The organism is Bradyrhizobium icense (assembly GCF_001693385.1).
In the GTDB taxonomy this organism is placed as follows: Bacteria; Pseudomonadota; Alphaproteobacteria; order Rhizobiales; family Xanthobacteraceae; genus Bradyrhizobium; species Bradyrhizobium icense.
This window is the reverse complement of record NZ_CP016428.1, coordinates 8298071-8322773: the sequence shown is the minus strand read 5'-3', so window position 1 is coordinate 8322773 and position 24703 is coordinate 8298071. Positions and strand designations below refer to the sequence as shown.

Below are 24703 nucleotides of genomic sequence, written 5' to 3'. Positions count from 1 at the left end.
CAGAACCCCTGTGTATTCCTGTGAATCCTGTGGAGCTTAACCGAGATGTCGAGCCCTGGATCGGCGCCTCCGGGAAAACCCTCGATTTCTTCACAGGGCCTCACGCGAGGACAAGTCCACCGCCTCGTGGTCATGATAGTGAGAAGATGTGGATTTGTCTCTTGATAAGCTGACCACAAAACATCGCAAGCGATTGATGCATGTGGCGTTATCAGGCGGAGCCGGTGTCCTGCCCGAATTGGTGATGGATGTGAACAAGCCTCGCAAAACTGCGGAACGGTTTTGTGTGAGTCCAAATCACTGTCACTTAGACTCAAACCTAAGATTCTAAAATTATTAGTTTAGAGAAGCGGTGCTTTGCGGATATGTCTTGCGCCCCATGCTGGCGGAGCTTCTTTGCAACGCTTGAGAAGATCGGAACGTTCCGGAGATCAGGGCGGCTGCAATGTACGAGTGGATCACGATCACGGCCTACCCGTGGATCAAGGCGCTGCATGTGATGGCCGTCATCTCGTGGATGGCCGGCATGCTCTATCTGCCGCGGCTGTTCGTCTACCATTGCGACGCCGAGGTCGGATCGAAGCAGTCCGAGACCTTCAAGGTGATGGAATGGCGCCTGCTGAAGGTGATCATCAACCCCGCGATGATCATCACCTGGCTGGCCGGCATCTACATGGCCTGGAGCGGACACTGGTACACGTCCGGCTGGTTTCACGCCAAACTGACGCTGGTGCTCATCCTGTCGGGTGTCCACGGCTTTTTTTCCCGCTGGGTTAAGGATTTCGCCGCCGACCGGAATACCAGAAGCCAGAAATTCTATAGAATTATCAATGAAGTACCGACCGTCCTGATGATCTTTATCGTCATCCTGGTGATCGTGAAGCCGTTCTAGGACGCCTTTTCGTGGATTGGTTGGTTTCTCACCTGCTTGCGAAGCGGCAGCCGATTTTCTATATTATCGAAATCCCACCCCACGCAGGCGGATGTGGCTGCGTTCCGGCTCCTTCAACGGACCGGCCGCCGCATCAGGTTTGAAGCCTCACCGGCGCTTTCCTTGCTTAGACCTGCGGACCTTCCATTTTTCGTGTCCGGCTTTTCCCAAAGCCAGCTTCGCACCTTCTTAAAAGACACTCCACAGGACCACCCCAATGCGGGAAATGAAACTCCAAGACCTCAAATCGAAAACGCCGGCCGAACTCGTCACGTTCGCCGAAGAGAGCGGGGTCGAAAATGCCAGCACCATGCGCAAGCAGGAGCTGATGTTCGCGATTCTCAAGCAACTCGCGATCCAGGAAATCGACATCATCGGTGAAGGCGTCGTCGAGGTTCTCTCCGACGGCTTCGGCTTCCTACGCTCGCCCGATGCCAACTACCTGCCCGGCCCCGACGACATCTACGTCTCGCCGTCGCAGATCCGACGCTTCGGCCTTCGCACCGGCGACACGATCGAAGGCCACATCCGCAGTCCGAAGGAAGGCGAACGCTATTTCGCGCTGCTGAAAGTCAACACGCTCAATTTCGAAGACCCGGAAAAGTCCAAGCACAAGGTCAACTTCGACAATCTGACACCGCTGTTCCCGGATCAGCGCTTCCGCCTCGAACTCGAAGACCCGACGCGAAAAGACCTTTCTGCACGGGTGATCGACATCGTGGCTCCCATCGGCAAGGGCCAGCGCGCGCTGATCGTGGCGCCGCCGCGCACCGGCAAGACGGTGCTGATGCAGAACATCGCGCATTCCATCACCGCCAATCATCCTGAATGCTATCTGATCGTGCTTCTGATCGACGAGCGTCCGGAAGAAGTCACGGACATGCAGCGCTCGGTGAAGGGCGAGGTGGTGTCGTCGACCTTCGACGAGCCGGCGGTGCGTCACGTCCAGGTCGCGGAGATGGTGATCGAGAAAGCCAAGCGCCTCGTCGAGCACGGCCGCGACGTCGTGATCCTGCTCGACTCGATCACGCGTTTGGGCCGCGCTTACAACACCGTGGTGCCGTCATCCGGCAAGGTGCTGACCGGCGGCGTCGACGCCAACGCGCTGCAGCGGCCGAAGCGCTTCTTCGGCGCCGCGCGCAACATCGAGGAGGGCGGTTCGCTCACCATCATCGCGACTGCGCTGGTCGATACCGGCAGCCGAATGGACGAAGTCATCTTCGAAGAATTCAAGGGCACCGGTAACTCGGAACTGATCCTCGACCGCAAGGTCTCGGACAAGCGGACCTTCCCGGCGATCGACATCTCGCGCTCCGGCACCCGCAAGGAAGAGTTGATCACCGATCCGCAGCTCCTGAAGAAGATGTACGTGCTGCGCCGGATCCTCAATCCGATGGGCACCATGGACGCGATCGACTTCCTGCTCGACAAGCTCCGGAATACCAAGAACAACGCCGAGTTCTTCGACTCCATGAATACCTGAGCCGCGAAGCCGGACTTTGGGGGAGGGCGCCTCGCATCAGCGGGGCGCCCTTTTTGATGCTGCAGAGGTCCGAAGTCCGGCGTTATCGATTGGTTAACCATATAAACTATTGAATCCCATGCGATTTGTTTCCATCGGGGTGCCCGGACACAAAACCGCGAAAACAACCCCATGCAAAGTAGAATGAGCGCAAACTTGCCGCACTCGCGTTGCTTTGGGTCGGGCAGGAGATCGCCCGTCGTGACGGGCCGGCCGATCCCTGCTTTGTCGCTCACCGCTGAATCGCGTTGCCTTTTCAGCCCCTCCCGCACAAATAGGTCATGCACCCGCGGGACCAGACTATTTTTGCTTTGTCGTCGGGCCAGCCGCCGAGCGCGATTGCCCTGGTGCGCGTCTCGGGCGCGCAGGCGGGAAAGGTCGTGTCGGCGCTAGCCGGCAAGGTACCGTCGCCGCGGACGGCCACGCGCGCCCTGCTTCGCGACCTCGGCCAACGGCCGATCGACGATGCGGTGGTGCTCTGGTTTCCGGCCCCGGCCAGTGCGACCGGCGAGGACGTCGCAGAATTTTATGTCCATGGTGGACGTGCGGTGCTTGCCGCGTTGTTCGCGACGCTCTCCGCATTCGACAATGTTCGTCCGGCCGAGCCCGGTGAATTTACCCGGCGCGCATTCGAGAACGGCAAGCTCGATCTCACCGAAGCCGAAGGTCTCGACGATCTCATTCATGCCGACACCGACCGACAGCGCCGTCAGGCGCTCCGCCAGTTGAAGGGGTTGCTGGGCGACAAGGCACGCGATTGGCGCGCGCGGATCATCGAGGCATCGGCCTTGATCGAAGCCGGGATCGATTTCTCCGACGAGGGCGACGTGCCGGCGGAGTTGATCGAGCCGGCGCTGGCGAGGGTGAGGGGGCTGCTGGCGGAGATCGAAGTAGTCCTGGTGGAGCAGGGGCGCAGCGAACGCCTTCGCGATGGCCTCGTCGTCGCGATCGCCGGACCGCCCAACGTCGGGAAGTCGACGCTAATGAATCAGCTCGCGCGCCGAGAGGTCGCGATCGTGTCGCCACATGCCGGCACCACGCGCGACGTCATCGAGGTGCAGCTCGACCTCGATGGCTATCCGGTGACGGTGATCGATACCGCGGGCATTCGCGAGACCGACGATCCGGTAGAGCAGGAGGGGGTTCGCCGCGCCCGAGCACGTGCGGTGGATGCGGACCTGGTGTTGTGGCTGACGGACGCTTCAGGTGCTGAGAGTGAAGGGAACGGTGAGAGGCCGGTCTGGCGGGTGCGAAACAAGATCGATCTCGATGGGGCTGATCGGCCATTGGCCGAGTCGTCCGTAGGCCGGGTTTTTCGGATCTCGGCCAGTCGCGGAGATGGGCTGTCAGAGCTGATCGCGGCCATTGTCGACTTCGCGCAAACCTGTTTGGGCGGCGGTGAGGGCGGCTTGATTGGCCGGACGCGACAGCGCAAGTTGCTCCAGGAAACAGCGGTCTCGCTGCAACGCTGCATCGATGTGGTTGGGGAGGGCGAAGAGCTGGCAGCGGAAGAGCTGCGCGCCGCGGCCTACTCCCTCGGACGGTTGCTTGGCCGGGTCGATGTGGAGGACATCCTTGACGTCATTTTTCGGGAGTTCTGTGTAGGTAAGTAACTTTTCCTTACCCATGTTTCACGTGAAACATCCCGGCATCGGAGACGGGCGTTTCACGTGAAACAATGCTTAAGCAAACTTCTGCTTCCCGGTTTTGAGACTTGGGGATAGAAACCCCGCCATGATTTCCCAGGCAGACTTCTTCGATGTCATCGTCATCGGTGGCGGCCATGCCGGCTGCGAGGCCGCCGGCGCGGCTGCGCGGATGGGGGCCAGGGCGGCGCTGGTCACCCACCGTTTTGCGACGGTCGGCGCAATGTCCTGTAATCCCGCCATTGGCGGTCTTGGCAAGGGCCATCTGGTCCGGGAAGTGGATGCCTTGGATGGCTTCATGGGCCGGGTGGCCGATGCCGGCGGCATTCAGTTCAGGATGTTGAACCGCCGCAAGGGACCCGCTGTTCGCGGACCCCGGGCGCAGGAGGACCGCAAGCTTTACGCCGCCGCGATGCAGGCGGCGATCCGCGAGACCGCTGGTCTCAGCGTCGTCGAAGGCGAGGCAGATGGGCTGATTGTCTCAGATGGCAGAGTCACCGGAATTCGTCTGGGCGATGGCCGGCAGTTGAGGGCGGGCGCCGTGGTCATCACGACCGGGACCTTTTTGCGTGGGCTCATCCATCTCGGCGAAAAGAATTGGCCGGCGGGCCGGGTCGGGGAGGCGCCTGCAATGGGACTATCGGCCTCGTTCGAGCGCGCCGGCTTTACGCTCGGACGGTTGAAGACCGGCACACCGCCACGGCTCGATGGCACCACGATCGACTGGTCTGCGGTCGAAATGCAGCCCGGCGACGATCCGCCTGAGCCGTTTTCCGTCATGACGGATCGGATCACGACGTCGCAGATCCAGTGCGGGATCACCCGGACGACCCCGGCCACCCACGAGGTAATCAGGGCCAACGTGCATCGCTCGCCGATGTACTCCGGGCAGATCAAGAGCAGCGGTCCGCGCTATTGTCCCTCGATCGAGGACAAGATTGTTCGGTTCGGCGATCGTGATGGCCATCAGATCTTCCTGGAGCCGGAAGGCCTCGACGACTCCACGGTCTACCCCAATGGCATCTCGACCTCGCTGCCGGAAGAAGTCCAGCTCGCGATCCTCGCGACCATTCCCGGACTCGAACGGGTGAAGATGGTCCGGCCGGGCTATGCCATCGAATACGACCATGTCGATCCGCGTGAGCTGGAGCCGACCCTGCAGACCAAGCGCCTGCCGGGTCTTTTCCTGGCCGGACAGATCAACGGCACGACCGGCTACGAAGAGGCGGCGGCCCAGGGAATCGTTGCCGGTCTGAACGCTGCATTGATGGCGGGCGACGCCGATCCGATCGTGCTCGATCGCGCTGACGGTTATCTCGGGGTGATGATCGACGACCTCGTGACCCGCGGCATCACCGAACCGTATCGGATGTTTACCTCGCGGGCCGAGTACCGCCTGACGCTTCGAGCCGACAACGCCGACCAGCGTCTGACGGACAAGGGCATTGCCTTGGGCTGCGTAGGCCAGGCGCGCGTGCAGCGGCATGCTGCGAAGATGGCCGCGTTGGAGGCCGCGAAGTCGCTCGCCAAGTCCCTGTCGATCACCCCCAACGAAGCCGCAAAGCATGGCTTGGCACTTAACCGGGACGGCCATCGGCGCTCGGCGTTTGAGTTGCTTGCTTACCCGGAGATTGAGTGGACGGCCCTGCGCAGCATATGGCCGGAGCTTTCGGGCATCGATCCGTCGATCGCCGTGCACCTCGAGATCGACGCCAAATACGATGTCTATCTCAAGCGTCAGACCGCCGACGTCGATGCCTTCCGGCGCGACGAAGGTTTGGTCCTGACCGATATCGACTACGCCGATGTGCCCGGACTTTCCAACGAAGCGCGCGCCAAGCTCGAAGCGGCGCGGCCACGGACAGTGGGGCAGGCGGGACGGCTCGATGGTTTGACGCCGGCGGCGCTGGGTATCTTGGCGGCCTACCTGCGCCGAGAAGCGCGGCGGAAGAACACGAAGGCGACCGCTTAAGAATCTGTTTCACGTGAAACGTTGATGTAGGATCAGTGAAGCGATAACCCCCACGATCGTTGGCTCAGCCGAGACCACCCAATGGCGAAAGCCGTCGCCCAGACCCCTTCCCCAGTCCTGCCCTCCGATAAGGCCACCGCTCTGGCCCTCACTCCCGTTTCGCGTGAAACGGAAGTACGGCTGAATCACTACGTCGACCTTCTCATCGAATGGCAGACCAAAACGAATCTCGTGGCGCCATCGACGCTTCCGCACCTTTGGACGAGACACATTTCTGATTCGCTCCAGCTTCTGGACTTGGCTCCATCAGCAAAAATCTGGGTCGATTTTGGCAGCGGTGGAGGCTTTCCCGGTGTGGTGCTCGCCTGCGCGCTGGCCGAGACTCCGGGTGCCAATATCCATTTGGTTGAACGCAATGCCAAAAAGGCGGCCTTCCTGCGCGAGGCAGTCCGCGTAACGTCCGCGGCTGCGACCGTGCATTTGGCGGGAATCGGGGATATTGTGGATAGAATCGGCTGCCGCATCGATTGCGTCACCGCGCGGGCACTGGCTCCATTACATCAGCTTGTCGGCTTCGCGGAGCCGTTTGTGAGAGAAGGCGCAAAAGCTTTGTTTCTCAAGGGTCAAGATGTAGAGGCCGAATTGACCGAGGCCACCAAATATTGGAATATTGAACCGCGACTCCATTCCAGCCGAACGGGCGGGCACGGCTGGATCGTCGAACTCGATCGCATCGAGCGGCGCAACCCTTCCGCGATCACACATGGCGATCGGGCATGACCGAATTAGATGAATTATATCAAGAGGATAGGGAGCCAACTCCGCCGCCTCATCCACGCATCCTGTCGCTCGCCAACCAGAAGGGTGGCGTCGGCAAGACGACTACAGCGATCAATCTTGGCACCGCACTCGCGGCGATTGGCGAGCGCGTGCTGATTGTTGATCTCGATCCGCAGGGCAACGCTTCGACGGGCCTCGGTATCGATCGCCGCAACCGCAACTGCTCGACCTACGACGTGCTGATCGGTGAAGCACCGCTGCGCGACGCGGTGGTTGCCACCGCGGTGCCGCGGCTGCACATCGCCTCCTCGACCATGGATCTGTCGGGCCTCGAGCTTGAACTTGGCACGACGCCGGGCCGCGCGTTCCGCCTGCGCGATGCGATCGGGGCGCTGAACAAGAACGCCGCGCCGGACACCGATTACACCTATGTGCTGATCGATTGCCCGCCGTCACTCAATCTTCTCACCGTCAACGCGATGGCGGCGTCGGATGCGATCCTGGTGCCGCTGCAGTGCGAGTTCTTCGCGCTCGAAGGTCTGTCGCAATTGCTGCAGACAGTGGAGCAGGTGCGCTCGACGCTCAATCCGAACCTGTCGATCCACGGCATCGTGCTGACAATGTTCGACTCGCGCAACAATTTGTCAAACCAGGTGGTCGCCGACGTCAGGCAGTTCATGGGCTCCAAGGTCTACGACACCATGATCCCGCGCAACGTCCGCATCTCCGAGGCGCCGTCTTACGGCAAGCCGGTCTTGGTCTACGATCTCAAATGCGTTGGCAGCGAAGCGTACCTGAAGCTTGCGACGGAAGTGATCCAGCGGGAGCGCGAGCTGAGGCATTAGTCAGGAATCGCAGGGTGGGCAAAGCGAAGCGTGCCCACCTTTGTTTTCGTGGTGGACGATGGTGGGCACGGCGCAAACGCGCCTTTGCCCACCCTACGATCTCATCCTATCGAACAACCGAATTCAGTTCCGGAGTAGCTTAAGTGAATCCTAGGGAGTTGGCGGCGATGGCCGACGAAACGCGCTCGCGACTGGGTCGTGGTCTCGCAAGTCTGATCGGAGACGTCGGCGGCGAAGCCGCGCATGTCGAGCGGCCGCGCAACCAGCGCAAGGTGCCGATCGAGTTCCTGAAACCGAATCCACGAAACCCGCGCCGGACGTTTTCCGATGCCGAGCTCGGTGAGCTCGCGGCCTCCGTCAAGCAGCACGGCGTGATCCAGCCGATCGTGGTGCGGCCGGTGAAGGGCGCGCAGGATCGCTACGAGATCATCGCCGGCGAACGGCGCTGGCGCGCCGCGCAACTCGCCAGCCTGCACGAGGTGCCGATCGTTCCTATCGATGTCAGCGACAGCGACGCGCTCGAGATCATGATCATCGAGAACGTGCAGCGCGAAGACCTCAACGCGATGGAAGAGGCGCAGGGTTATCACGCGCTGGCCGACGAATTCAAACGCAGCCAGGAAGACATCGCCAAAGAGGTCGGCAAGAGCCGCAGCCACGTTGCGAACATGATGCGGCTGACGAAATTGCCGGCGGAGGTGCAGGCCCTGATCGCGAGCGGCGAATTGTCCGCAGGACACGCCCGTGCGCTGATCGGTGTGCCCGATCCGCTGGCTGCGGCGAAGCGCATCGTCGAGGAAGGTCTCAACGTACGCCAGACCGAGGCGCTGGCGCATGAAGAGGGCGTTCCGGAACGCAAGCCGCAAAAGGCGAGGGGCGGGGGCAAGACCAAAGATCCCGATACGATCGCATTGGAGAAGCGCGTCAGCGATGCGCTCGGCCTCACCGTCACCGTCAACCACCGCGACCCCGGCGGCTCCGTCCAGATCAGCTATCGCAACCTCGAACAGCTCGACGAGGTGATGCGAAGGCTGGAGAGGGGTGGCTGATCTTCTTAACCTCGCCCCGCTTGCGGGGAGAGGTCGGATCGCTCTTGCGATCCGGGTGAGGGGGGACAGGTTTCAAGTCGTTCAGAACTCGCGGAAGCAGCCCCTCACCCCTACCCTCTCCCCGCAAGAGCGGGGCGAGGGAGCGGAGAGAGCCCGGCGTCAGGGAAACTCGGCGACGACTTCGATCTCACCCACGATAGCTTCGTTGAAGGCGGTCATTTCCTCCGCCGGAATCCAATACTCCAAATGAGCGGAGCCTCCGGCTTTTTGGACGCGGTAGTTTTCCAGGAAGTCCCGCCTGACGTCAAAACGAGTGACGTAGCCGGAGCCGCTGGCTGGGACGTTCCAGTCGCGAGCGATCTTTACGGCGTATTCTTTCGAGAGCACGGGATAGAAGATGGGTTGATCAGGAAGCCGTGGTGGGAACGCGCGCATTCCGCTGTTTCGGATTAATTCCAACTCGACCGGTCCTACCGGACGCCAGAGGGTTACGACGTCTCTTGTCTCGTCCGGCATGCTACCCCCGCCGCTTCGCGTTGGCTGCGATCGAGAGCAATGTTCGCAGCGCAATCGCTGATGCCAGCGACGCCTGCTTGCGCATGTCGAGCGCTGCCGTTCCGAGTTGATCGATGATGGTGGCGAGCCGCGCCGCGCTGAAATTGCGCAAGGCGATTTCGACGGCGCCTTTTCGCGAAAAGTGCAGGCGCGGATAGCCGCTTTCGAGCAAGGTGGAGACGGGTGTTCCCTCCGCGACAGCGAGCGCCGATTTGTGCAGCCAGGCAGCCTGGCGCTGCGCGGCGGAGATGATGATGCCAGGATAGGTGCCGGCGACCATCGCCTTTGCGAACTCGCCTTCGACCAGGTCGGGCTTGCCGGCGAACGCGCCATCGACGATCGGGTCGAGTTTCAGCTCGGACGCATCGGACACCACGGTCATGACATCGTCGAGCGCGATCTCGCCCTTGCCATAGGAATAGAGCGCAAGCTTGCGCAGCTCATTGCGCGAAGCCTGGCGGTCGCCGCCGAGTAACGACATCAGCACGGCGCGGGCATCCGCGGCGATGCGCAAACTGGAAGTCCGTAATTCCTCGTCGATCAATCTGGCAAGGTCGCGCTCGGTATCGGGATAGCAAGCGATGGCGACCGCTGTCTTGGCGCGTTCGCAGGCCTTGCGCAGCGGCGATTCCGGCCGCAACTCGCCGGCCTCGATCACGATGCGGCAATCCTTGATCGGCGAATCGGCCAGCGTATCGACGCCGCTGGCAAAACTGCGGGACCCGGCGCGCACACGGATCGCGCGCCGGCCGCCGAACATCGGGATCGTCATGGCTTCATCGACCAGCCGCGACGGCTCGGCCGCCAGCTCGTCGCCGTCGAGCCGAACCAGCGAAAACGGGTCGTTGGGATCGTCGACCGCTGACGAGATCAACGCGTCGGCGCGCTCGCGCACGAGACCGGCGTCGGGGCCGTACAGCAGGATGATAGGGCGGCCGGCATCAGGCCGGGCGAGAAAAGCGTCGATGTCTTTTCCGCGGAGCGCGACCACGATCGGACTTTCATTCGTCATTCCGGGACGCGGGCGAAGCCCGCAGACCCGGAATCTGGAGATTGTCGGAACGAGATTCCAGGTTCGTGCATCGCACGCCCCGGAATGACGGGACATCAGGTGCCGGCGTAGAAGTAGGACGCGAGCCGGGTCTGGATGTTTTCCGCGATCTCGTTGGCGGCGCGGTCCTCGGCGTCGCGGAAGGCGCGGGCGCGGGCGAAACGCTGCAACTGTCCAGGGACGTCATAGGATACGCGGGAGAAAGTGGTGCCCGTCATGACCGACTTGTTGGTGGCGAGGTCGATGAGATTGTACTGCGCGTCGATGCCGTAGTTTTCGCTCGACGGCAGGGCGGTGGCCGGGTCGAGTATCAGCGAAGAGCGGGTGGTGTTGAACCGCAGCACCAGCCGGTGGGTCGGCGGCATGCCGGTGGCACTGCCATAGAGCTTGAACGCCAGCGCGTTGCGGATCTCCACCTGGATCCTCGCTTCGCGGGAAGCATTCGGCTTATCGACCGGCGGGATTTCCACTCCCATCAGCTTTTCGCGCAAGCCGGGCTTGCCGTCGTTACGTTCGGCATACATCGGCTGGAAACAGCCGGCCGTGAGCGCCGCCAGAGCGGCGACGGCGATGAGCCGAACGGCGATCCGGGTCCTAGCCAACGACATTCACGATCCTCATGGGAACTACGATTACCTTGCGGACGGTCTTGCCGCCGAGGGCGAGTTTTACCGCATCGAGCGCCAAAACGGCAGCCTCAATTTCCGGATTTTGGGCGACCCGTGGCACGGTAACATCACCCCGCTTCTTGCCGTTGACCTGGACCACCAGCGTCACGGTGTCTTCAACCAGCAAATCGCGTTCGATTTGCGGCCAGCTGGCCTCCGAAATCAGCCCCGACTGCCCCAGAACCTGCCAGCACTCCTCGGCCAGATGCGGCATCATCGGCGCGAACAATTGAACCAGGATGATTGCAGCCTCGCGGACTGCCCAAGCCAGGTCCGGCGCCGGTTTGCCCTCACGGCCCAGCACTTCGGCCAGCACATTGGTGAATTCGCGGATATGGGCAAGGCAGACATTGAAATGCAGCCGCTCGATTCCGGACGACACCTTGTCCAGCGCGCCATGGGCAGCCTTGCGCAAGCCAAGCGCATCCGCCCCGAACGAGGCCGGCCGCGCGGCCGGGGCTATCTTGGCGATTTCGGCCGATTCATTCACCAGCCGCCACAGCCGCTGCACGAAGCGTGAGGCACCCTGCACGCGCTCGTCGCTCCAGATCACGTCGCGATCCGGCGGTGAGTCCGACAGCATGAACCAGCGCGCGACGTCGGCGCCGTAGGTTGCGATGATGTCGTCGGGGTCGACCGTATTCTTCTTCGACTTCGACATCTTCTCGATGGCGCCGATCGTGACCTCTTCGCCGCCGTCGAGCAGCGTGGCCCGGCGGCCATTGCCGCCGGTCTCGACCTTCACCTCGGCCGGCGTCACGTAGGTGCCATCGGCCTTCTGGTAGGTCTCGTGCACCACCATGCCCTGCGTGAACATGCCGGCGAACGGCTCGTCCATGCTGATGTGGCCGGTGGCCTTCATCGCACGGGTAAAGAAGCGGCTATAGAGCAGATGCAGGATCGCGTGCTCGACGCCGCCGATATACTGGTCGACCGGCATCATCCGGTCGGCGACGTCAGGCGTGGTCGGCGACCTCTCGTTCCAGGGATCGGTGAAGCGCGCAAAATACCAGGACGAATCCACGAAGGTGTCCATGGTGTCGGTTTCACGCTGCGCCTTGCCGCCGCATTTCGGGCAGGTGACGTGCTTCCAGGTCGGATGATGGTCGAGCGCATTGCCGGGCTTGTCGAAGGTGACGTCCTCCGGCAGCGTCACCGGCAATTGATCGTCGGGCACCGGCACCACGTCGCATTTCGGACAATGGATCACCGGGATCGGGCAGCCCCAATAGCGCTGGCGCGAGATGCCCCAGTCGCGCAGACGGAAGTTTACTTGCCGCTCGCCGATGGGCGCGTTGCCACGAACTTCACTCTCCAATCGCTTCGCAACTTCTTCCTTGGCCTGCTCGATGGTCATGCCGTCGAGGAAGCGGGAATTGATCATGCGGCCGTCGCCGTCATAGGCGGTGTCCGATATGACGAAGCTTTTCGGGTCCTGCCCTTCCGGGCACACGACCGGCGTATTGCCGAGATTGTATTTGTTGACGAAGTCGAGGTCGCGCTGGTCGTGCGCGGGGCAGCCGAAGATGGCGCCCGTGCCGTATTCCATCAGCACGAAGTTCGCGACATAGACTGGCAGCTTCCAGTTCGGATCGAACGGGTGGATGGCCTTGATGCCGGTATCAAAGCCCTGCTTCTCGGCGGTATCGATGATTTCCTGCGCGGTGCCGATCCGCTTCACCTCGGCGATGAACTCGGCGAGCTGTGGATTCTTCGCGGCAGCCGCCTGTGCCAGCGGATGATCGGCCGAGATCGCCATGAATTTTGCACCGAACAGCGTGTCGGGGCGCGTGGTGAAAATCTTCAGCTCGGACTCACCGGCGGGCGTCGTCGCAGAATCGAGCAAGAAGCGGATCAGCAAGCCCTCGGAGCGGCCGATCCAGTTGCGTTGCATCAGCCGCACCTTGTCCGGCCAGCGGTCCAGGCTATCAAGCGCGTCCAGCAGTTCCTGCGAGTACTTCGTAATCTTGAAGACCCACTGGTTCATCTCGCGCTGCTCGACGACGGCGCCGGAGCGCCAGCCGCGGCCGTCGATCACCTGCTCGTTGGCAAGCACGGTCATGTCGACGGGATCCCAGTTGATCTTGCGCTTCTCGCGCTCGGCGAGGCCGGCGCGCAAGAAATCCAAAAACATCTTCTGCTGATGCTTGTAATAGGCGGGATCGCAGGTCGCGAACTCGCGCGACCAGTCGAGCGACAGCCCGATCGAGCGCAACTGCTTCTTCATCGTGGCGATGTTGTCGTAGGTCCAGGCCTTGGGCGCGACCTTGCGTTCGATCGCCGCGTTTTCGGCGGGCAGCCCGAATGCATCCCAGCCCATCGGGTGCAGCACGTTGAAGCCCTTGGCGCGCATGAAGCGCGCCAGCACGTCGCCCAGCGTGTAGTTCCGGACATGCCCGATATGGATGCGCCCGGACGGGTAGGGGAACATCTCGAGCACGTAGTATTTCGGCCTGGAATCGTCGTTCTTCGAGGCGAAGATCGCCTCTTCGTCCCATTGGCGCTGCCAGCGCGGCTCGGAATCACGGGCGTTGTAACGTTCGGAGGTCATGGAATCTTAAGGGCTTTTGTGGATTCGGGTCCTGTCCAAAGGACGGCGGACTAGGCCACAGAAGCGGCTGCGGGGTCAACGGGTTGGGACGGCGGGAAGGGGCGTTTTAGCTGATGGCGTGGAACATCAGCTCACCCCGCCATCGCGATCCCTGCCTCGTCCACCAGCTTGGCAAAGCCGTGCTCGACCACGGTATTTCGCCCGCGGTGTTTGGCGGCGTAGAGGGCGGCGTCCGCGGCCTCGATCAGGTCGCCGGGGGTTTGGGCGTCGTTCGGAAGAGTCGCGGCGACGCCAATGCTGACGGTGACCGTCTTGTGGCTGGAGGTGATGTGGGGCAGGGCCAGGCCCTGAACGGTGGCGCGCACGGTCTCGCCGATCTCCAACGCTTTTTGCGGTCTGGTATTCGGCAGCAGCAGGCAGAACTCCTCGCCGCCATAGCGGCCGGCAAAGCCTAGCGTGTCGGCGGCGATGCCGGCCAGCGCTTCGCCGATCCGGGTGAGGCAGGCGTCGCCCTCCGGGTGGCCATAGGTGTCGTTGTAGAGCTTGAAATGATCGACGTCGATCATCAGCAGCGACAGCTCGCTATGATACTGCTGCGCCTTCATCCATTCGAAATCGAGCCGGCTCTGGAAGCCGCGCCGGTTGGCGAGGCCGGAGAGCATGTCGATCGAGGCCATCACGGTGAGCCGGTCGTTGGTGGCAACGAGCTCGCGCTCGCGCTGGCTGAGCTGCGCCGCCATCGCATTGAAGGCGCGGGCCAGCGGCATGAATTCCGACGGCAGGCGGCTGTGCGAGACGCGGGCCGACCAGTCGCCTTCGCCGAACCGTCTGGCCATGCCGGTCATGACTTCGATCGGGTTGATGATGAGCTTCTCTGCGCCGATCAGCGCGCCGAGCAGCACGAACAGGCAGACCAGTCCGAGCTGCAGATAGGCGGTGCGGATTTCACCATTGATCGCCGCCGTGATTTTGGCTTCGTCGATGCTGACGATCAGGCGCGATTGCGTGCCGGGAATGCGCGCGAAACTGATCGCGCGTTGCGATCCGTCGGCTGCGGTAAAGGAAAGCGAACCCCGTGGGGTGTCGGAAACGAGCGCCTTGTGGGCGATGGCCGTCAGCAGCGGCACGTTGTTGAGCGGCTTGCCGATCATGCCGGCCTCGTCCGCCGGCGCGGCCAGCACGACGCCGGCGCCGTCGACCAGCAGCGCCGAAATGCCCGGCCGTCCGTCAAACTTGGCCATGATCTTCGACATCCAGTCGAGGTTGATGCCGGCGACCACCACGGCATCTTCTTCCGGATTGATCGCGGCGACCGGATAGGCCGCCATCAGAATCGGTTTGTTGGTCATTCTGGCGAACAGATAGTCGCTGAAAACGAAGCCGCGGCTTTGCTGCGCCTTCCTGAAATATTCGCGGTCGCCGATGTCGAGCCCGACCAGCATGTTCAGCGTCGAGCATTGCACCACGCCTTCCCTGCTGACGATCATGATGCTGCGAATCCAGGGCAGGTTGGTCGGCAGGCTGGCGCGCAGGATTTCGCAACTGCGCCCGATGCCGCTGGATGCGCGGATATAGGCGGCCGATTTCAGCATCGTTTCGACCGAGGAGACGACCTCGCGCTGGGTCTCCGCAGTGTGCAGCGTGATGCTGGCGTATTCCTCCGAAGCCATCGCGATCTGCTTGGCGCGCGCGTCTTCGAGCGAACGGACCCGTTCCAGCATCAAGGGCGCTACCAGCATCACGGCGAGCAGCGCAAGCCGCGCCCGGATTCCGAGAAGCTTCTTGAGTTTGACCCGGTTGCGGTTGAAAGTAACGCCAGCCATCCTGCCCCCCACACCGCAAGGTAGAGTGAAGGGTTCAAAAAGCCTTTCCCGAACTTGGTAAAATTCGAGGAAATGCCGTAAAATTTCTGACCGAAATCAGGACATGACGCGAGAGAGATGCCGACACCGCTAACCAAGTCTTTACCAAACGGCCTTGCTGAGGTGGAGCAAGACATCGCGCGCGCCTGCAAGGAGGCGCGCCGTGAGCGCGCATCGGTGATGCTGATCGCGGTATCGAAGACATTCGATGCCGCAGCCATTTCGCCCGTCCTCGATGCCGGGCACCGCGTGTTCGGCGAAAACCGTGTGCAGGAGGCCAAAGCGAAATGGCCGGCGCTGGTCTCGGCCTATCCCGGAACTGCGTTGCATCTCATCGGACCGCTGCAATCCAACAAGGCGAAGGAGGCCGTAGCGCTGTTCGACGCTATCCATTCGGTCGACCGTCCCAGCATCTGCCAAGCGCTCGCCAAGGAAATCAATTCGCAGAACAAGCGTCCAGAATTGTTCGTTCAGATCAACACTGGCGAGGAGCCGCAGAAGGCCGGCATCTCGCCCGGCGATGCAGATGCCTTCATTGCGAGCTGCCGCGATAAATACGGTCTGGTCATTTCCGGCTTGATGTGCATTCCACCGGTCAACGAGGCGCCGGCGCCGCATTTCGCGTTGACGGCCAAGATCGCCGCGCGCAACGGGCTGAAAAATCTGTCGATGGGCATGAGCGCCGATTTTGCCGTCGCGATCCAGATGGGTGCGACGCATGTGCGCGTCGGCTCGGCGATTTTTGGCGCGCGATAGAAGTCTGTGCCGTCGTCCCTGCGTTCGCAGAGACGACACTGACTGTGAGCAACACTTATTCGAACCCCACCGACACCTTTCCGAGCGGACCAAAATCGACGGCGCAGAAATCGCCGGATTGAATCGGCAGCGGTGGATGGCAGGTGCCGGTGGTGACGACGCGGCCGGCTTTCAATGTCACGCCAAGCTGGCGCAGTTCGTTGGCGAGCCAGGTCAGTGCAGCTCGTGGGTCGCCCAACACGTTCTTGCCGTGGCCAATGAATTTATCGCCGCGCATCGTGATGACGGGCCGTTCCTCGACGAGGTCCATTGAACGCCAATCGACTGTTGCGGCAGGCCCGAGCACGAACAGATGCGCGCAGGCATTGTCGGCGATGATCTGTTCGGCGCCGGCACTGACGAAATCGGCAAACCGCGAATCCGGAATTTCAATGGCCGGATGCAGCGTGTCGACTGCATCGAGAACCTGCTGCATTGTATAGGGAGTGGAGCGCGTCGGCAGATCCACGCGCATGCGAAAGGCGAATTCGGGTTCGGCGACGCGCATTTCGTTGCCTGCCATCGAAGCCGTTCCGCCGTCGGGGATGATGGTCTCGGCCAGAATGCGCCCGGCCATCGGCCCGTCGACGTTGATGTGCTTTTGTCCGGCCTCGCTGGTTGCCGCGATCTTCCAGCCGAATAAACTATCGGACGAGTACTTTTCGATTCCCGCCTGGATCGCGTAGGCCTCAATGCGGTCGCGCGGCCGCAGCGATTCATCGAGGCCGGAAAATTTGGTGCCCGCGCGCCAGTGGTCGTGCAGGGTCTTCGACGCGGCCGTTATTGCCTTCCTGTCGAGCATTGTTTGATTCCCCATCAGCCGATCATGATTTTCGTCTGCGGTCCCATCCGCCGCAGCAGCCGCAGCATGGCGGATTTCGTCATCGAGACGCATCCCGCGGTGGGGGAGAAATTGGGACGCGCCAGATGCAGGAACACGGCGCTGCCACGGCCGGCAATCCGTGGCGCGCTGTTGTGATCGATTTCGACGATGAAGTCGTAGAGATGATCGTCGCGCGTCAGCCGGTCGCCGGGCTGATCCTGGACCAGACGGATTGGCTGATTATAACGGCGGTTCTGCGGGTCCTCGCACCAGGCATCCTCGGGCCGGATCGGCCGGATCGGCAGATAGGTCCGCGGCCTGGGATGGCGATCGGCGCGCCACCACAATTGCAGCGGATGATAAATGCCCCGCGGGGTGCCACCGTCGCCCTCCCGCTTGTTGGCGAGGATGCCGCCGCGGCCAAGCGCCACCGGTACGGTCCAGCCGTCTGCCGTCAGCCAGCCCCGGCTGGGGTCGCCGGCCGCTCGGTACACCCGAATTGCCGCCAGGGGCCGATCACGCGCGCCTGTCTGATAAGTGATTGAAATGGTGTTGCTTTTCATGCCAATGCCCAACTTTTGGGATTGCCTGCCCGGCCGCGATTATTCTATTCGACGCATTACAGGACATTCATCCAAACGCGCCTCAAATTTGGGATAGACTGCGGTCCGGCTTGTGAATCTGTAACAATCTCTTACCTCAATGCGAATCAGTACCTGATGACACGGCTTGCTTGTGAGGTTTGCCCGCGAATCAGGTTTGTCATCGACCAAGACCCGGCTTGAGACGCTCTCGCTTGTGTCCGCCGCCTGCCTCAAGAGGATCGTATCTATGCCCAATGCCCGCAAGATCCTGATCGTGGATGACGATACCGATCTGCGCGATACGTTGGTGGAGCAATTGTCGCTGCATGAGGAATTCGAAGCCTCCGCAGTCGATACCGGCGCCAAGGGCGCCAGCGCCGCCAAAGCCAATTCCCCCGATTTGGTGCTGATGGATGTCGGCTTGCCGGATACCGATGGAAGGGAGGTCGTGCGCAGCCTTCGCAAGGGGGGCTTCAAGGCGCCAATCATCATGCTGACTGGCCACGACACCGACTCGGACACCATTTTGGGCCTCGAATCGGGCGCCAATGACTACGTTGCAAAACCGTTCAGGTTTGCCGTTCTGCTCGCCCGGATCAGGGCGCAGCTCCGCCAGCACGAGGCCAGCGAGGACGCGGTATTTTCCGTCGGCCCCTACAGTTTCCGGCCCGGCTCCAAGATGCTGACCGCGGCCAATGCCAGAAAGGTGCGGCTGACCGAGAAGGAAACCGCGATCCTGCGCTTCCTGTACCGCGCCGGCCAATTGCCGGTATCGCGCGAGACGCTGCTGCAGGAGGTCTGGGGCTACAATTCGGGCGTCACCACGCACACGCTGGAAACCCATATCTACCGTCTCAGGCAGAAGATCGAGAAGGATGCGGCCAACCCGGAAATCCTGGTGACGGAAGCCGGTGGCTACAAGCTGGTGCCGTGATACGATTCGTAGCCACGATTCGTAATTTTCGCGCATCCCGGTCAACGGTCCATGTCGATCGAAGATGATGTAGCCCTGCTCGAGCGGGTCCCGACGCTGCGCCTGTTGGGGACGGCGGCGCTACGCATGCTGGCGATCGGTTCGGAGCAGCGCGATTTCTCAGCCGGCGATTATCTGTTCAACGCGGGCGACGATGCGGATGCGGGTTACATCGTTCAGCGCGGTTCGTTTCGTGTCGAGGATAGCGGCGCCGAAGTCGTTGCCGGCCCCGGTGCCCTGATCGGTGAATTGGCGCTGATCGTTGCGATGAAGCGGCCGTCGAGCGCGGTCGCGCTTGAGCATTCCTCCGTCATCCGGATCGCGCGCAGCCTGTTTCAGCGCGTGCTCGAAAGCGACCCTGCCGCCGCGCGCCGCTTGCGCGACGAACTCGCCACCCGCACCAGCCAGCTCGCCAGCGATATTTTGATGGCCGGCGCCAAGCTGAATACTTGATCCGTCGTCCCGGACAAGCGAAGCGCGACGCAATGCCGGTGGTTGATTGGGTCCCTGCGTGCGTGCGCAGGGACGACCAGGTTACACATCCAGCGTCACCGTGACAGGGACGTGGTCCGATGGACGCTCCCAACTGCGCGCATCGCGGGTAATCCTGAAATCGCTGACAGCGTCCTTCAGCGCGCGCGAGACCCAGATGTGGTCGAGACGGCGGCCACGGTCGCCCACCGTCCAGTCGGCGGCGCGGTAGCTCCACCACGTATAGACCTTTTCCGAAAGCGGGATCCGTTCGCGCGCGACGTCGAACCATTCGCCGTGGGCCTGCGTGGCCAGGAGTTTTTCGCATTCGATCGGCGTGTGCGAGACGACCCTCAGAAGCTGCTTGTGCGACCACACGTCGTTTTCATGTGGCGCAACGTTGAGGTCGCCGACCAGGATATGGCGGTCGTCGCCGCGCGGATGCAGCGGTTCGCAGGCCTTCATCTCGTCGAGAAACTTCAGCTTGTGATCGAACTTCGGATTGAGAACGGGATCGGGAATGTCGCCGCCGGCTGGAACGTAGAAATTGTGCAGCACCACCGGCTTCGCAAGCTGGGCCTTCTCGCCAAACGCCACCGAGATGTGACGCGAATCGATCTTGTCGCAGAAGGTTCTGATATCGGTGGTGTCGAACGGCAGTTTCGAAACGATGGCGACGCCGTGATAGCCCTTCTGCCCGTTCAGCGCGACGTGCTCATAGCCAAGACGTTTGAACCGCTTCAGCGGGAAAGCGTCGTCGATACATTTGGTTTCCTGCAGGCACAGCACATCCGGCCGCGCCGATTTGAGGAATTTGGCGACGATATCGATGCGCAGGCGCACCGAATTGATATTCCACGTTGTCAGGGAAAAACGCATGGGAGCCGTGTCTTACCACGGTTCCTGGCGCACATTTCCTCCTCTCCACAGAAAGAATGGAGGAAAGCGCGCCGTTTAGTTCGCCGGCGTCATGTAGTTGGTGAAGTCGATCTTGAACAGGCCGGGATCGACCTTCTTGGACGAGTCCAGATTGTAGACCGCAACCGTGGTGTCGTAGCCCTGCGGGTCGGTCACCGTCCATTGCTTGAGCTGGCCGTCCTTGACGCCAACCATCAGCATCAGCCGGCTGGTGCCGATCAGGGCCTGCTTCTCCTCGATGGTGACGCTGATGTAGACGTCATCGGCCGTGACGCTGATGACATTGGTGTCCTTCAACAGATCGATCCGATCCGACAGCAGGAAACGCAGCGGCGTTTGCGACAGCGGGTAGATGTCCTGGGTGGCGAGCTTGCGATCGCGCACGGCCAGCGATGAACCATCGGCGATAATCGCGATCGGACTCGGGTCGTCATATTCGAAACGTACCTTGCCCGGCTTCTGGATGTAGAAATCGCCCTTGGTCCTGCTGCCGTCGGGACCGACCTGGACGAAATTTCCGACCAGCGTCTGCAGCGACGATAGATATGAACTCACCCGCGCAGCCTGCGCCTTCTGGTTGGCATCGAAGGTTGCAAAAACATTGGCCGGAACATTGCGGCGCGGGTCCGGAAGCACCGGATTCGGCGGCGCCTGAGTGGTGCCGGTGGTCATCGGAACCCGGTCCTGTGCGCTCATCTGCACATTGCCGTCGCGGGCCTTGGGCGCGGGCTTGGGAACCGGCACGGTCTGCGAGAGAGCCGATGTCGCGAAGCCGGCGATGGATGTGGCGATCAAAAGGGCCAGTCCGGAGCGCAGCCCGCGATGGGTGGGTCGTTGTGTCATCAGATATTTCGGATCTCTATTCGACGAGGCATCCCGCTGCCGGTCAGTTTATCGCGCTTTCGGCCAAAGGAGATATCGTTTTTCCGTGAAATCATTGCGCCGAATCCACGTTCGGCGCTTTAGAATCCGCCCTCTTCCTCCTCGACCAGAATTTCACGCTTGCCGGCGTGATTCGCCTGGCCAACGATGCCTTCTTGTTCCATTCGTTCCATCAGCGAGGCGGCGCGGTTGTAGCCGATTTGCAGCCGGCGCTGAATATAGGAGGTCGAGGCCTTGCGGTCGCGCTTGACGATCGCCACCGCCTGCGCGAACAAATCGCCGCCACCATCGCCGCCCATGCCGGTGGAATCGAATACCGCGCCGTCTTCTTCGCTCGGTTCCTCCGCGGTGACCGCTTCCAGATATTCCGGTGCGCCCTGCGTCTTGAGGTGACGCACGACCTTCTCGACTTCTTCGTCCGATGCAAACGGTCCATGCACGCGGCTGATGCGGCCGCCGCCGGCCATATAGAGCATGTCACCCTGGCCGAGCAGTTGCTCGGCGCCCATCTCGCCAAGAATGGTGCGGCTGTCGATTTTCGACGTGACCTGGAATGCGATGCGGGTCGGGAAGTTCGCCTTGATGGTGCCGGTGATGACGTCGACCGAGGGACGCTGCGTGGCGAGAATGACGTGCAAGCCGGCGGCGCGCGCCATCTGCGCCAGGCGCTGCACTGCGCCTTCGATGTCCTTGCCGGCCACCATCATCAGGTCGGCCATTTCGTCGACGATAATGACGATATAGGGCAGCGGCTCGAGCTCGAGCTTTTCTTCCTCGTAGATCGCCTTGCCGGTTTCCTTGTCGAAGCCGGTGTGCACCGTCCGCGTCAGCTCCTCGCCCTTGGCCTTGGCTTCGACGAGGCGCTGGTTATAGCCGTCGATGTTGCGCACACCGAGCTTGGCCATTTTCTTGTAGCGCTCCTCCATCTCACGTACGGCCCATTTCAGCGCCACCACCGCCTTCTTCGGATCGGTCACGACCGGCGTCAGCAAATGCGGTATGCCGTCATAGACGGAGAGCTCGAGCATCTTGGGATCGACCATGATCAGGCGGCACTGATCCGGCCTCAGGCGATAGACCAGGCTGAGGATCATGGTGTTGATGGCGACCGATTTGCCGGAGCCGGTGGTTCCGGCGATCAGCATGTGCGGCGTGCGGGCAAGATCGATGATGATGGATTCGCCGCCGATGTTTTTTCCGAGGCAGAGCGGCAACTTCACCGTCGACTCATTGCTGTCCTTTGTGGTCAGCAATTCGCGCAGGTAAACCTTTTCGCGGTGCGCATTGGGCAGCTCGATGCCGATGGCATTGCGGCCGGCAACCACGGCGACGCGCGCCGAAAGCGCACTCATCGAGCGGGCGATGTCGTCGGCAAGACCGATGACGCGCGAGGATTTGATGCCGGGCGCCGGTTCGAGTTCGTACAGCGTTACGACCGGGCCGGGATTGGCCTTGACGATCTCGCCGCGTACGCCGAAATCGCCGAGCACGCCTTCCAGTGCGCGCGAATTGGCCTCCAGTTCTGCCTTGCTGAGCGGCTGCCGGTCTGACGCCTTTGGCGCCGTCAGCATCGAGACCGAAGGCAGTTCGAATTTGTCGGATTTGCGCGCCGCACGCGGTGCGGGCTTCTTGCGTGGAGCGCGGGCGACCGGGACTTCCTCGTCGTCTTCTTCCTCTTCTTCCTCGTCCTCGAATTCCTCCTGCTGCGGGGCCAGTGCCGGTGCGGCGCGACCGCGGAGGCTCGGTTCCTGACGTTCAAACGAGGACGTGCGAGGCGGCGGCGAACTCGACACCAGCGAGCGGTAGGCCACGCCCATCAGCCATCCGAGCCGGGCCTTTGCGCTCATCAGGGCATGGTACACCCATCCGAGCGACACTGAACTGCGATCCTCTTCTTCAACGAAAGGCGTGTCGTCATCCTCGATCGGCGTCAGCTCTTCTTCTTTCGGACGCGAACCCCAGCCGCAGGCGAACAGAAAAGCTGCGCACATCGCCGCGAACAGGATGATGCCGAGCACGAGGCGATAGGTGAAGCCGGCCGGGCCGAACACCACGGCGGGTGCACGCACCAGCGCGTCGCCGACGACGCCGCCAAGGCCGGTCGGCAGCGCCCACGCTCCGCCACGCGGCCAGCAGCTTGCAAAGCCTGCCGCGATCACGGTGCAGAGAATCCAGCACCCAAGGCGCAGCGCCTCGCGGTCGAAGGCGCGATGGGTCAGCATGCGCCAGCCCCACACCGCGACGGGCAGGATCAGCATGATTGCGCCGAGACCGAGAATCTGCATCAACAGATCGGCGCCGATCGCGCCGGAGTAGCCGAGGACGTTGCGGATCGGACGCGAGGTCGCGTGGCTCAGGCTCGGATCCTGCACCGACCATGTCATCAGCGCGGCTGCAGCCACGCCGGATAGCGCGATCAAGCTGAGGCCGGCAAGCTCGCGCAGGCGCCGCGCCAGGGCCTCGCGGATCGAGACCGGCAGGTGGCCGACCAGGGGAATGACACGTTCGATCGCTGGCATGCTCATGGGGCCCTGCGATTAATTCAGAATTTCGACCAGCCGATGCAACGCCTCGGCCGTTGATTCACTGTCGGAGACCAGCGCCAGGCGGATGTAGCCCGCGCCGGGATTGAAGCCGTCGTTCTGCAGCCGCGACAGGTAACTTCCGGGGATCACGCGAACGCCCGCATCCCGGTAGAGTTTCACCGCCGCCGCCTCGTCGCCGCCGTGTTCGGATACGTCGAGCCAGACGCAGAAGCCGCCGGCCGGCCGGGCGTAGCCATATCGGCTGCCGAGAATCTGGTCGGCAAGATCGAATTTGATGCGATAGAGGCGACGGTTTTCTTCGACGTGGGTCTCATCGCTATAGGCGGCGACCGCGACGTGTTGCAGCGGCACGGGCACTTGCGGCGCCGCTACGTTGCGAAGCTCATGGAAGGCGGCGAGGAACTTGTTATCCCCGGCGGCAAAGCCGACGCGCATGCCGGGCAGGTTGGAGCGCTTCGACAGCGACTGGAACGCAACGACATTGGTGAAGTCGGGCCCGGCGCATTCCAGCGCGCTGCCCGGCGCCTGCCTGGTGTAGATTTCCGAATAGCACTCGTCGCTCAGGATCATGAAGCCGTAGCGGTCGGCGAGGGCTTTCAGCCGCGTGAAGTAATCGCGCGAGGCGACGGCGCCTTGCGGATTGGCGGGCGAGGCAATGAACATCGCGACGGTTCGGGCCAGCGTCGCTTCGTCGAGCGTATCGAGGTCCGGCAGGAATCCGTTGGCGCGCGTGGTCGGCAGGTAGACCAGTTCGCAACCGGCGGCGCGGGCGCCCGCGCCATAGGCCGGATAGAACGGGTTGGGCATCAGGATCGCGGGCCTGCCCTTGCGCGGTCCAACGTAACGGGCGGCGGTAATCGCCGCGAAAAACAGCCCCTCCCTGCTGCCGTTCAGCACCAGGATTTCGCTCTCGGGGTCGATCGGGCGGGGGAGCTGGAACCGGGTTGAAAGCCAGTTGGCGGCGGCGCGCCGGAACGGCTCGATGCCCTTGGCTAGTGGATAGCGGCCGAACTCAGCAATGTGTTTCGCTAGGACCGGTCCGACGAAGTCGGGCACCGGGTGCTGCGGTTCGCCGAGGGACAGCGTAATCAATGGCTTGGCCGGCTGGTAGGGCGCCAGCAGCTCGGTCGTGCGCAAGAACGGCGAGCGTTCGGCCTGACCGGCAGGGGGTGCGCTGCCGGCGCCCTGCGCCACGCCGGAAGAGGCGGTCATTGCCATGTCTGAAACGCCAGCACTTTCAAAAGCAGTCAAAGGGCTTAAGCGAGCCCCGGAAACCCAT

The 24703-nt window shown here is 62.3% G+C and carries 21 protein-coding genes; 10 read left to right on the top strand and 11 right to left on the bottom strand.

Going from position 1 to position 24703, the window contains the following annotated elements:
* Positions 1-445 precede the first annotated feature (445 nt).
* The 7 genes from hemJ (at position 446) to LMTR13_RS38540 (ending at position 8745) form a co-directional block, all read left to right on the top strand.
* The gene (gene hemJ / locus LMTR13_RS38570; protein WP_065732297.1) at positions 446-892 is read left to right on the top strand and encodes a protoporphyrinogen oxidase HemJ; all 447 of its coding nucleotides are present in this window, start codon (positions 446-448) and stop codon (positions 890-892) included.
* 256 nt (positions 893-1148) lie between these two features.
* Positions 1149-2414 carry a transcription termination factor Rho gene (gene rho / locus LMTR13_RS38565; RefSeq protein ID WP_028348326.1) on the top strand — a complete coding sequence of 422 codons (1266 nt, stop codon included), beginning with the start codon at positions 1149-1151 and terminating at the stop codon, positions 2412-2414.
* A 320-nt stretch (positions 2415-2734) separates the two neighbouring features.
* Entirely contained in the window at positions 2735-4066 is a 1332-nt protein-coding gene (gene mnmE / locus LMTR13_RS38560) for a tRNA uridine-5-carboxymethylaminomethyl(34) synthesis GTPase MnmE (protein WP_065732296.1), read from the top strand.
* 121 nt (positions 4067-4187) lie between these two features.
* Positions 4188-6071, top strand: coding sequence for a tRNA uridine-5-carboxymethylaminomethyl(34) synthesis enzyme MnmG (gene mnmG / locus LMTR13_RS38555; RefSeq protein WP_065732295.1), 1884 nt, complete (start codon positions 4188-4190; stop codon positions 6069-6071).
* 81 nt (positions 6072-6152) lie between these two features.
* Positions 6153-6851 (top strand): 16S rRNA (guanine(527)-N(7))-methyltransferase RsmG, encoded by a 699-nt coding sequence (gene rsmG / locus LMTR13_RS38550; protein ID WP_065732294.1) that lies wholly within the window; start codon positions 6153-6155, stop codon positions 6849-6851.
* Positions 6848-7696 carry a ParA family protein gene (locus LMTR13_RS38545; RefSeq protein WP_065732293.1) on the top strand — a complete coding sequence of 283 codons (849 nt, stop codon included), beginning with the start codon at positions 6848-6850 and terminating at the stop codon, positions 7694-7696. Before rsmG ends, LMTR13_RS38545 begins: the two co-directional genes overlap by 4 nt.
* A gap of 167 nt (positions 7697-7863) precedes the next feature.
* A complete protein-coding gene (locus tag LMTR13_RS38540) occupies positions 7864-8745 on the top strand; it encodes a ParB/RepB/Spo0J family partition protein (RefSeq protein ID WP_065732292.1) in 882 nt (293 codons plus the stop codon).
* A gap of 159 nt (positions 8746-8904) precedes the next feature.
* Here LMTR13_RS38540 and LMTR13_RS38535 read toward each other — a convergent pair whose 3' ends face one another.
* The 5 genes from LMTR13_RS38535 to LMTR13_RS38515 all read right to left on the bottom strand — a co-directional run bounded on the left by LMTR13_RS38535 (position 8905) and on the right by LMTR13_RS38515 (position 15393).
* A complete protein-coding gene (locus tag LMTR13_RS38535) occupies positions 8905-9261 on the bottom strand; it encodes an ADP-ribosylation/crystallin J1 (protein WP_065732291.1) in 357 nt (118 codons plus the stop codon).
* A 1-nt stretch (position 9262) separates the two neighbouring features.
* A complete protein-coding gene (gene holA / locus LMTR13_RS38530; RefSeq protein WP_065733328.1) occupies positions 9263-10291 on the bottom strand; it encodes a DNA polymerase III subunit delta in 1029 nt (342 codons plus the stop codon).
* Positions 10292-10407: 116 nt separating this feature from the next.
* Positions 10408-10959, bottom strand: a complete 552-nt coding sequence (gene lptE / locus LMTR13_RS38525; RefSeq protein WP_065732290.1) for an LPS assembly lipoprotein LptE — start codon at positions 10957-10959, stop codon at positions 10408-10410.
* Complete coding sequence (leuS, locus tag LMTR13_RS38520; RefSeq protein ID WP_065732289.1) at positions 10946-13570, bottom strand: leucine--tRNA ligase; 2625 nt, start codon at positions 13568-13570, stop codon at positions 10946-10948. The genes lptE and leuS overlap by 14 nt, the downstream gene beginning before the upstream one ends.
* A gap of 131 nt (positions 13571-13701) precedes the next feature.
* The gene (locus tag LMTR13_RS38515; protein ID WP_065732288.1) at positions 13702-15393 is read right to left on the bottom strand and encodes a GGDEF domain-containing protein; all 1692 of its coding nucleotides are present in this window, start codon (positions 15391-15393) and stop codon (positions 13702-13704) included.
* A 117-nt stretch (positions 15394-15510) separates the two neighbouring features.
* Between LMTR13_RS38515 and LMTR13_RS38510 the strand changes: the two genes are divergently transcribed.
* Complete coding sequence (locus tag LMTR13_RS38510; RefSeq protein WP_065732287.1) at positions 15511-16188, top strand: YggS family pyridoxal phosphate-dependent enzyme; 678 nt, start codon at positions 15511-15513, stop codon at positions 16186-16188.
* 55 nt (positions 16189-16243) lie between these two features.
* Here the strand turns inward: LMTR13_RS38510 and LMTR13_RS38505 are convergent, their stop codons facing one another.
* Both LMTR13_RS38505 and LMTR13_RS38500 read right to left on the bottom strand, forming a co-directional pair.
* Positions 16244-17029 carry a 2-keto-4-pentenoate hydratase gene (locus LMTR13_RS38505; protein WP_065732286.1) on the bottom strand — a complete coding sequence of 262 codons (786 nt, stop codon included), beginning with the start codon at positions 17027-17029 and terminating at the stop codon, positions 16244-16246.
* A 14-nt stretch (positions 17030-17043) separates the two neighbouring features.
* Entirely contained in the window at positions 17044-17613 is a 570-nt protein-coding gene (locus LMTR13_RS38500) for a L,D-transpeptidase family protein (protein WP_065732285.1), read from the bottom strand.
* A 268-nt stretch (positions 17614-17881) separates the two neighbouring features.
* On the opposite strand from LMTR13_RS38500, the gene LMTR13_RS38495 reads away from it, so the two are divergent.
* Complete coding sequence (locus LMTR13_RS38495) at positions 17882-18568, top strand: response regulator transcription factor (protein ID WP_028348340.1); 687 nt, start codon at positions 17882-17884, stop codon at positions 18566-18568.
* 51 nt (positions 18569-18619) lie between these two features.
* Complete coding sequence (locus tag LMTR13_RS38490) at positions 18620-19060, top strand: Crp/Fnr family transcriptional regulator (RefSeq protein ID WP_065732284.1); 441 nt, start codon at positions 18620-18622, stop codon at positions 19058-19060.
* Positions 19061-19141: 81 nt separating this feature from the next.
* On the opposite strand, the gene LMTR13_RS38485 is transcribed toward LMTR13_RS38490, so the two are convergent.
* The 4 genes from LMTR13_RS38485 to LMTR13_RS38470 form a co-directional block, all read right to left on the bottom strand.
* The gene (locus LMTR13_RS38485; protein ID WP_065732283.1) at positions 19142-19957 is read right to left on the bottom strand and encodes an exodeoxyribonuclease III; all 816 of its coding nucleotides are present in this window, start codon (positions 19955-19957) and stop codon (positions 19142-19144) included.
* A gap of 75 nt (positions 19958-20032) precedes the next feature.
* Complete coding sequence (locus LMTR13_RS38480; protein WP_156795943.1) at positions 20033-20839, bottom strand: outer membrane lipoprotein carrier protein LolA; 807 nt, start codon at positions 20837-20839, stop codon at positions 20033-20035.
* Between the two features lie 119 nt (positions 20840-20958).
* The gene (locus LMTR13_RS38475; RefSeq protein ID WP_065732282.1) at positions 20959-23403 is read right to left on the bottom strand and encodes a DNA translocase FtsK; all 2445 of its coding nucleotides are present in this window, start codon (positions 23401-23403) and stop codon (positions 20959-20961) included.
* A gap of 12 nt (positions 23404-23415) precedes the next feature.
* Complete coding sequence (locus LMTR13_RS38470) at positions 23416-24642, bottom strand: aminotransferase class I/II-fold pyridoxal phosphate-dependent enzyme (protein WP_065732281.1); 1227 nt, start codon at positions 24640-24642, stop codon at positions 23416-23418.
* Positions 24643-24703 lie beyond the last annotated feature (61 nt).

Bases quoted from the DNA above. Each gene is read 5' to 3' on its own strand.
- leuS (WP_065732289.1), bottom strand. From the start codon at position 13,570: ATGACCTCCGAACGTTACAACGCCCGTGATTCCGAGCCGCGCTGGCAG.
- LMTR13_RS38480 (WP_156795943.1), bottom strand. From the start codon at position 20,839: ATGACACAACGACCCACCCATCGCGGGCTGCGCTCCGGACTGGCCCTT.
- rho (WP_028348326.1), top strand. From the start codon at position 1,149: ATGCGGGAAATGAAACTCCAAGACCTCAAATCGAAAACGCCGGCCGAA.
- LMTR13_RS38510 (WP_065732287.1), top strand. From the start codon at position 15,511: ATGCCGACACCGCTAACCAAGTCTTTACCAAACGGCCTTGCTGAGGTG.
- LMTR13_RS38470 (WP_065732281.1), bottom strand. From the start codon at position 24,642: ATGGCAATGACCGCCTCTTCCGGCGTGGCGCAGGGCGCCGGCAGCGCA.
- rsmG (WP_065732294.1), top strand. From the start codon at position 6,153: ATGGCGAAAGCCGTCGCCCAGACCCCTTCCCCAGTCCTGCCCTCCGAT.
- LMTR13_RS38490 (WP_065732284.1), top strand. From the start codon at position 18,620: ATGTCGATCGAAGATGATGTAGCCCTGCTCGAGCGGGTCCCGACGCTG.
- lptE (WP_065732290.1), bottom strand. From the start codon at position 10,959: ATGTCGTTGGCTAGGACCCGGATCGCCGTTCGGCTCATCGCCGTCGCC.
- LMTR13_RS38515 (WP_065732288.1), bottom strand. From the start codon at position 15,393: ATGGCTGGCGTTACTTTCAACCGCAACCGGGTCAAACTCAAGAAGCTT.
- LMTR13_RS38505 (WP_065732286.1), bottom strand. From the start codon at position 17,029: ATGCTCGACAGGAAGGCAATAACGGCCGCGTCGAAGACCCTGCACGAC.
- mnmE (WP_065732296.1), top strand. From the start codon at position 2,735: ATGCACCCGCGGGACCAGACTATTTTTGCTTTGTCGTCGGGCCAGCCG.
- LMTR13_RS38540 (WP_065732292.1), top strand. From the start codon at position 7,864: ATGGCCGACGAAACGCGCTCGCGACTGGGTCGTGGTCTCGCAAGTCTG.
- LMTR13_RS38475 (WP_065732282.1), bottom strand. From the start codon at position 23,403: ATGAGCATGCCAGCGATCGAACGTGTCATTCCCCTGGTCGGCCACCTG.
- LMTR13_RS38545 (WP_065732293.1), top strand. From the start codon at position 6,848: ATGACCGAATTAGATGAATTATATCAAGAGGATAGGGAGCCAACTCCG.
- LMTR13_RS38485 (WP_065732283.1), bottom strand. From the start codon at position 19,957: ATGCGTTTTTCCCTGACAACGTGGAATATCAATTCGGTGCGCCTGCGC.
- hemJ (WP_065732297.1), top strand. From the start codon at position 446: ATGTACGAGTGGATCACGATCACGGCCTACCCGTGGATCAAGGCGCTG.
- LMTR13_RS38500 (WP_065732285.1), bottom strand. From the start codon at position 17,613: ATGAAAAGCAACACCATTTCAATCACTTATCAGACAGGCGCGCGTGAT.
- LMTR13_RS38495 (WP_028348340.1), top strand. From the start codon at position 17,882: ATGCCCAATGCCCGCAAGATCCTGATCGTGGATGACGATACCGATCTG.
- mnmG (WP_065732295.1), top strand. From the start codon at position 4,188: ATGATTTCCCAGGCAGACTTCTTCGATGTCATCGTCATCGGTGGCGGC.
- LMTR13_RS38535 (WP_065732291.1), bottom strand. From the start codon at position 9,261: ATGCCGGACGAGACAAGAGACGTCGTAACCCTCTGGCGTCCGGTAGGA.